7 protein-coding genes are annotated in these 6,636 nt (G+C 69.7%); 4 read left to right on the top strand and 3 right to left on the bottom strand.

Annotation, left to right across the window (positions count from 1 at the left end; all coding sequences use genetic code 11):
• Positions 1 to 169: 169 nt before the first annotated feature.
• Entirely contained in the window at positions 170 to 577 is a 408-nt protein-coding gene (locus tag ABZ693_RS32370; protein ID WP_359884807.1) for a DnaJ family domain-containing protein, read from the bottom strand.
• Positions 578 to 701: 124 nt separating this feature from the next.
• Here ABZ693_RS32370 and ABZ693_RS32365 point away from each other — a divergent pair, with 124 nt between their 5' ends.
• Positions 702 to 1,580, top strand: coding sequence for a M23 family metallopeptidase (locus ABZ693_RS32365; protein WP_359884805.1), 879 nt, complete (start codon positions 702 to 704; stop codon positions 1,578 to 1,580).
• Between the two features lie 153 nt (positions 1,581 to 1,733).
• Here ABZ693_RS32365 and ABZ693_RS32360 read toward each other — a convergent pair whose 3' ends face one another.
• Positions 1,734 to 1,937 (bottom strand): cold-shock protein, encoded by a 204-nt coding sequence (locus ABZ693_RS32360; RefSeq protein WP_030235313.1) that lies wholly within the window; start codon positions 1,935 to 1,937, stop codon positions 1,734 to 1,736.
• Between the two features lie 260 nt (positions 1,938 to 2,197).
• Here ABZ693_RS32360 and ABZ693_RS32355 point away from each other — a divergent pair, with 260 nt between their 5' ends.
• On the top strand, positions 2,198 to 3,064 hold the full coding sequence (locus ABZ693_RS32355) for a menaquinone biosynthetic enzyme MqnA/MqnD family protein (RefSeq protein WP_359884803.1): 867 nt from the start codon (positions 2,198 to 2,200) through the stop codon (positions 3,062 to 3,064).
• Positions 3,065 to 3,217: 153 nt separating this feature from the next.
• Here ABZ693_RS32355 and ABZ693_RS32350 read toward each other — a convergent pair whose 3' ends face one another.
• Complete coding sequence (locus tag ABZ693_RS32350; protein ID WP_359884801.1) at positions 3,218 to 4,312, bottom strand: alpha/beta hydrolase; 1,095 nt, start codon at positions 4,310 to 4,312, stop codon at positions 3,218 to 3,220.
• 302 nt (positions 4,313 to 4,614) lie between these two features.
• On the opposite strand from ABZ693_RS32350, the gene mqnC reads away from it, so the two are divergent.
• Positions 4,615 to 5,814, top strand: coding sequence for a cyclic dehypoxanthinyl futalosine synthase (gene mqnC / locus ABZ693_RS32345; protein ID WP_359884799.1), 1,200 nt, complete (start codon positions 4,615 to 4,617; stop codon positions 5,812 to 5,814).
• A 60-nt stretch (positions 5,815 to 5,874) separates the two neighbouring features.
• Entirely contained in the window at positions 5,875 to 6,525 is a 651-nt protein-coding gene (locus ABZ693_RS32340) for an imidazolonepropionase-like domain-containing protein (protein ID WP_359884797.1), read from the top strand.
• Positions 6,526 to 6,636 lie beyond the last annotated feature (111 nt).

Raw genomic sequence — 6,636 nt, 5'->3', positions numbered from 1 at the left:
GTACAGCACCGTGTCGGCCATCGCGGGTTTCCCTTCGCCTTTTCGCGTCGTTGACCCGCTCAGCACGGAAGCGCACGGAACCACTCAGGGCGTACGGGCGTACGGGCGTACGGGCGTACGGGCGTACGGAGCGTCCGCGCCGTACCGACTGGGGCAGGGGGCCAGGGGGTCAGCGGCGTCCCGGATGGTTCCGGCGCCATTCGGCGGCCGCCGCCTCGACGTCGAAGGGCTTCAGGTTCAGCGGCGGGCCGGCCGGGGGCCGGGCCAGGGCCTCCGCGATCTGTGTGTTGATCTCCCCGAGAACGCGCCGCAGTTGTGCCTCGGACGCGGCCGTACGGGCGGCCTCCGCCGCGTCCTCGGCCGCCTTGCGCAGGGCCAGGGCCGGAGGGAGCGCCGCGAAGCCCTCGCGGTGCATCTTCTGCTTGACCCACCAGAGTTCGTCGTAGGGCGCGTTGTCGTCGGCGAGTGGCTTGCCGAAGCCGGACAGGCCCGCGAACTCCCCCCGTTCCTCCGCCTCGCGGATCTGCTTGTCCACGAACGACTCGAAGTTGACTCCCGGCGGTTTGCGATCGGTCATGGCTCCACCCTAGGGAACCGCCGCGATCCGTTCCAGGGTCTGTCGCGGCGCACGATCTTCCGGCACCCTGTCCTGGCCTCTGTTCAACGCGCGTCGACCTTCTCAACCTCTACGGGAGCCACGCATGCGTTCCAGATCCACTCGCACCGCCACGCGTACCGCGCGTACCACCCGTCCCACCCGCACCACCGCCCTCGGTGGTCTGCTCGCCCTGATCGCCGGGCTGCTCACCGTCCTCGCCGCCACCCCCGCGCAGGCCGCGCCGCTGTTCAAGGCGCCCTTCCCGTGCGGCCAGACCTGGACGTACAGCCACCACTCGGCCGAGGTCCGGCTGGCGCTCGACTTCATCCGGACGGACGGCGGGAGCACCGCCGGCACCCCGGTGCTGGCCTCCGCCTCCGGAACCGCGTACCGCTACTCGCAGCCCAGCGGGGCCGGGAACTACATCGTCGTCGACCACGGTGGCGGCTGGCAGACGTACTACTTCCACCTCAGCGCGTACTCCGTCGCCAACGGCGCCGCCGTGAGCCAGGGCCAGCAGATCGGCGTCACCGGTTCGACCGGCAACAGCTCCGGGGCCCACATCCACTACGAGCAGCTCTACAACGGTGCCGGCCAGAACATCGTGATCAACGGCGCCTCGCTCGCCCCGTACCCCGGCTCGTACGGTTCGAAGTCGCTGACCAGCGACAACGGCTGCTCGGGCGGGGGTGGCGGCACATACTGGGCGGACACCTTCGCCAATGCCACGGGCTACGCCCAGGCCAACACCAACGACGCCCAGGGCGTGCTGAACGCCGGCACGAACTACGTCTACTGCAAGGTCTGGGGCGAGGAGGTCCGCGTCGGCACGAGCTTCAACCACTGGTGGCTCAAGACCGACCTGGACACCGTCTACGCGGGCAAGAACGGGCGCGGCGCGTACGTCTCCGCGTACTACCTGTCCCGCTGGGGCAACGACGAGGCCCGGGACAACAGTGGAGCGGTCATCCGGGACTGCTGATCCCGAACCGCTGATCCCGAACCGCTGATCCCGAGCCGCCGATGGCAGCTCGGGATCAGGCCCGAAAGGGCAGGAGCCCCACTCGTGCGCGTCGCGCGCAGCGGAGTGGGGCTCCTTGGGTACTGCTCTAGAAAGTCTGCGTCGTCCAGCGACTCAGATGGCGGTGACGTTCTCCGCCTGCGGACCCTTCGGGCCCTGCGTGACGTCGAAGCTCACTGCCTGGTTCTCCTCGAGGGAACGGAAGCCGTTCGCGTTGATCGCGGAGTAGTGGACGAAGACATCCGGGCCGCCGCCTTCCTGGGCAATGAAGCCGAAGCCCTTTTCAGCGTTGAACCACTTCACGGTTCCGGTAGCCATGAGCCCTCCTATGGGCCAAAGGGTCGCCCTGCTCCAGAACCTGCAAACAAGTCTGAAAACTACAAAAGCCTGCGGGTTACATGCTCCGCAGGCTCTGTACTGCAAGGGAAACCAAACTGCAACTTGCGCCGAGCGTAGCACGCAGCGTCCGCGAAGGGGTAGAGGGAAAGATCACGCCACTCGCATGTTTGACGGGCTCCCCAACCCCTGACGTACGACCCGGCGCTGTCCAGGCCACGGGACGGGTCTAGCCTCGCGTTGTGGACAATGCAACCGATGACCACCAGAGCAGCCGGCCACGAGTCGGACACATCCAGTTCCTGAACTGTCTGCCCCTCTATTGGGGCCTGGCCCGCACCGGGACGCTCCTCGATCTGGAGCTGACGAAGGACACCCCGGAGAAGCTCAGCGAGCGGCTGGTGCGCGGCGACCTCGATATCGCTCCCGTCACCGTCGTCGAATACCTCAAGCACGCCGACGAGCTGGTCGCGCTGCCGGACATCGCCGTCGGCTGCGACGGGCCCGTGATGTCCTGCGTGATCGTCTCCCAGCGGCCGCTGGACCAGCTGGACGGCGCGCGGGTCGCGCTCGGCTCGACCTCGCGTACGTCCGTACGGCTCGCGCAGCTCCTGCTCGCCGAGCGGCACGGGGTGAAGCCGGACTACTTCACCTGCCCGCCCGACCTCGGCCTCATGATGCAGGAGGCCGACGCGGCGGTGCTGATCGGCGACGCGGCGCTGCGCGCCTCGCTGCACGACGCGCCGCGGCTCGGCCTGGAGGTGCACGACCTCGGGCTGATGTGGAAGGAGTGGACGGGACTGCCGTTCGTCTTCGCCGTCTGGGCGGTCCGCAAGGACTTCCTGGCGCGCGAGCCGGAGACCGTCCGCGACGTGCACCGGGCCTTCCTGGCCTCCCGGGACCTGTCCCTGGAGGAGGTCGCCAAGGTGGCCGAGCAGGCGGCGCGCTGGGAGGCCTTCGACGCCGAGCTGCTGGAGCGGTACTTCCGGACGCTCGACTTCCGCTTCGGGCCGGATCAGCTGGTCGGTGTGCGCGAGTTCGCGCGCCGGGTCGGTCCGACGACCGGCTTCCCCGCGGACGTACGGGTGGAACTGCTCGGCGAGCAGTAGTCCACGCGCGCGAGCAGGAGCGCACGCGGGTACGAAGCAGTACGAAGCAGTACGAAGCGGCAGGTACGGGCGGGGCCGGGTGGCCCCGCCCGCCCGTGTACCCGGGCCCGGACCCGGGTACACGGGCGGGCCGGCCCACCGGCCGGCCACGGGTCAGGACGACGAGGCGACCGGGCCCTGGAGGTACTGGCTGATCCAGGCGATCGAGCCCTCGTCCATGCCCTTGATGTAGGTCCGGGCGTTGTGCCCGCCGTTCTGGATCACCTGGAGGTGGGATTTCACCGGACCCTTGTTCGTATAGGCCTGGATGAAGTGCTTCAGCATCTTGATGCTGGTCTCCTTGGTGCCGATCTGGAACGCCAGATAGACCCGGTTCCCGGGCGTGTCGGGCTTCTGCGCCAAGGCCGTGGCCAGCCGCTCCGGGTTGTTGGCCTGCTTCTGTGCCTCGTACCCCCGCCACAGCGGCGAGTCCGGGACGGTGTCTGGACCGGAGGCGATGACCGCCTTGAAGCGGTCCGGTCTCTGCAGGACGGCCTTGAGCCCGGCGAACCCGCCCGAGGACGAGCCCATGAAGGCCCAGCCGTCGCGGGACGCGAACGTACGGAAATTCGCCTGTACGAAATCCGGCACGTCCTCGCTCAGCCAGGTGCCCATTCTCGGCTGTCCCGGAATATCACTCCCATCGTAATAATGCTTGTTGTCGGGGTTGAGAACAGGCATCACGACGATGAACGGAAGGCCTTTCCCCTCCTCCGACCACCGGCTGATGTTCGATTGCAGTCCGAGGTCCTTGCCCATCCAGTAATTCACCGGATAGCCGTAGCTGCCGGGCAGCGAGATGAGTACCGGGAAGCCGCTGTCCGCGTACTTCGGATCGAAATACTGCTTCGGCGCCCAGACCCACACCTTTCCCGTGAATCCGGACTTCGCGCCGTGGAGTTCCGTGACGCCGATCTTCGTGCCGTCGTCCAGGGTGGCGGCGGTCGTGAAGCTCGCCTCGGGGCCGGTCGGGAAGACCGTCCGGGGCACCGGAGTCTTCGCCTCCGAATTCCCCGGACGGGTGGCGGCCGCCGCCTGCTGGCGGCCGGCCGGAGAGTGGCGCGGCGTGTCGAAGGAGACCGCGTCGCCGTCGTCCGACGACGAGCAGCCGGTCAGCAGGGCCAGTGCCGTCAGGGTCGTCAGCGCCGTGCCGGCGGCGACCGCGCGGGGGAGGCGGGAGAAGGGACTCCGGGAGAGATGACGTGTCATGGCTGCTCCGGTGCGTCGAGCGGTGCGTGTGGGGGTGCGGAAGGTACGAGGGGGCGGGGCCGGTGGAGAGCGGGCGGACCTCCGTGTCTCCGGAGGCGGACCGCCGCCAGGGGCGGAGGTTTCGGGGCATACGGAGGATTCCGCTCTAGGAGAGGGGCCCGGCGCCGGATCGGTTGGCTCGGGACCGGGCCGAATCCGTACGGGGACGCTGGCGTAGGCTGGCTCGGTCCATTCCGTACGCGTCCGTACCGCCTCCGCACCTTCCCGGCACGCGTCCGCACTCCTTTGAAAGGGACAGCCCGGTGACCGAGAAGGCCGAACTCCAGTCCGTTCTCGACCGCGCCGCCGCGGGTGGCCGGATCACTCCCGAGGAGGCGCTCGACCTGTACCGTTCGGCGCCGCTGCACGCGCTCGGCGCCGCCGCCGACGCCGTGCGCCGCCGTCGCTACGCGGGCACCGAGCACATCGCGACGTACATCATCGAGCGCAACATCAACTACACGAACGTCTGTGTGACGGCGTGCAAGTTCTGCGCCTTCTACGCCGCGCCGAAGGACACCAAGAAGGGCTGGACCCGCGACCTCGACGACATCCTGCGCCGCTGCGCGGAGACCGTGGAGCTGGGCGGCACCCAGATCATGTTCCAGGGCGGCCACCACCCGGACTACGGGGTCGAGTACTACGAGCAGCACTTCTCGGCCATCAAGAAGGAGTTCCCGCAGCTGGTCATCCACTCCCTCGGCGCGTCCGAGGTCGAGCACATGGCCCGCATCTCCGGTGTCTCCGTCGACGAGGCCATCACCCGCATCCACGCGGCCGGTCTCGACTCCTTCGCCGGTGCCGGCGCCGAGCTGCTGCCCGCGCGGCCGCGCAAGGCGATCGCCCCGCTGAAGGAGAGCGGCGAGCGCTGGCTGGAGATCATGGAGATCGCCCACAAGCTGGGTGTCGAGTCCACCTCCACCATGCTCATGGGCACCGGCGAGACCAACGCCGAGCGGATCGAGCACCTGCGGATGATCCGCGACACGCAGGACCGGACGGGCGGCTTCCGGGCCTTCATCCCCTACACGTACCAGCCGGAGAACAACCACCTGAAGGGCCGCACCCAGGCGACCCTGTTCGAGTACCTGCGCATGATCGCCATCGCGCGGATCTTCCTCGACAACGTGGCCCACATCCAGGGCTCCTGGCTCACCACCGGCAAGGAGGTCGGCCAGCTGTCCCTGCACTACGGCGCGGACGACCTCGGCTCGATCATGCTGGAGGAGAACGTGGTCTCCTCGGCGGGCGCCAAGCACCGCTCGAACCGCCTGGAGATCATCGACCTCATCCGCAAGGCCGGGCGCGTGCCGGCCCAGCGCTCCACCACGTACGAGCACCTCGTCGTGCACGACGACCCGGCGAACGACCCGGTCGACGAGCGCGTCGTCTCGCACATCTCGTCCATCGCGATCGAGGGCGGCACCGCCCACCCCGAGCTGAAGCTGCTCGACGCGAACTGACGCGAACTGACGCGAACTGACGCGGACCGACGCGGACCGACGCGGACCGAGGAGCTGTCGATGCTGACGCTGCACACGGCGGATCTGCTGCTGCCCGGCGGGGACGGGGCGCCCGTTCCCGCCGGGGCGGTGCTGGTCGACGGGGCGGTGATCGGCGCCGTCGGCCCGTACGACGAACTGGCCGCCGCCCATCCGACGGCGCGGACGCGCCGCTGGCCGGGCCTGCTGACCCGGGCGCTGCTCAACCCGTACGGCCCCGAGCTGCTGGAACAGGCCTACCACCCGGACCCGCGTGAGGCCGACGACTTCGCGCACGGCACCGATCCGGTGACCGGGCCGGACCTGGAGCGCCTCGCCCTGGACGACACCCGCTGGGGTGCCGGCGCGCGGCGCGGTCTTCAGCGGATGCTCGCCCACGGCACGGTCGCGGTCGGCTTCCCGCCGGAGGGGCCGGTGCGTCCCTCCGTCCGTGAGGCGCTACGGCGCTCCGGCCTGGTGACGGGTACGCGCGCCGCCGTCCCGCCCGGGGTGCCCGCACTCGACCCGTACGCCTCGGGTGCTCCGGTGACCCACCTCCACCACCTGGTGCCGCGCAACCACGCCCGCTTCGCCGTGTTCGACGTACGCGACGAGGCGGAACTCGCGGCGCGCGGCGCGGGGACGTGTGTGGCCACCGTCCTCGACGGGCGACTGGTCTTCCGCCGCCGGTAGCCGCCGGTAGCCGCCGGTAGCCGCCGGTAGCCGCCTCGGCGGCCGGTGGTCGGCGGCCGGCGGAGGCGCTTCCGCTCACCCGCCCCGGACCGGGGTGTCCTTCTTCCGCAC

This window comes from Streptomyces laurentii (genome assembly GCF_040635425.1).
In the GTDB taxonomy this organism is placed as follows: domain Bacteria; phylum Actinomycetota; class Actinomycetes; order Streptomycetales; family Streptomycetaceae; genus Streptomyces; species Streptomyces laurentii.
This window is presented reverse-complemented; position numbering and strand designations above follow the sequence as displayed.

What these genes read in the sequence shown, in the direction of transcription:
- ABZ693_RS32370 (WP_359884807.1), bottom strand. Translation starts at nt 577, where the DNA reads ATGACCGATCGCAAACCGCCGGGAGTCAACTTCGAGTCGTTCGTGGAC.
- ABZ693_RS32365 (WP_359884805.1), top strand. Translation starts at nt 702, where the DNA reads ATGCGTTCCAGATCCACTCGCACCGCCACGCGTACCGCGCGTACCACC.
- ABZ693_RS32360 (WP_030235313.1), bottom strand. Translation starts at nt 1,937, where the DNA reads ATGGCTACCGGAACCGTGAAGTGGTTCAACGCTGAAAAGGGCTTCGGC.
- ABZ693_RS32350 (WP_359884801.1), bottom strand. Translation starts at nt 4,312, where the DNA reads ATGACACGTCATCTCTCCCGGAGTCCCTTCTCCCGCCTCCCCCGCGCG.
- ABZ693_RS32340 (WP_359884797.1), top strand. Translation starts at nt 5,875, where the DNA reads ATGCTGACGCTGCACACGGCGGATCTGCTGCTGCCCGGCGGGGACGGG.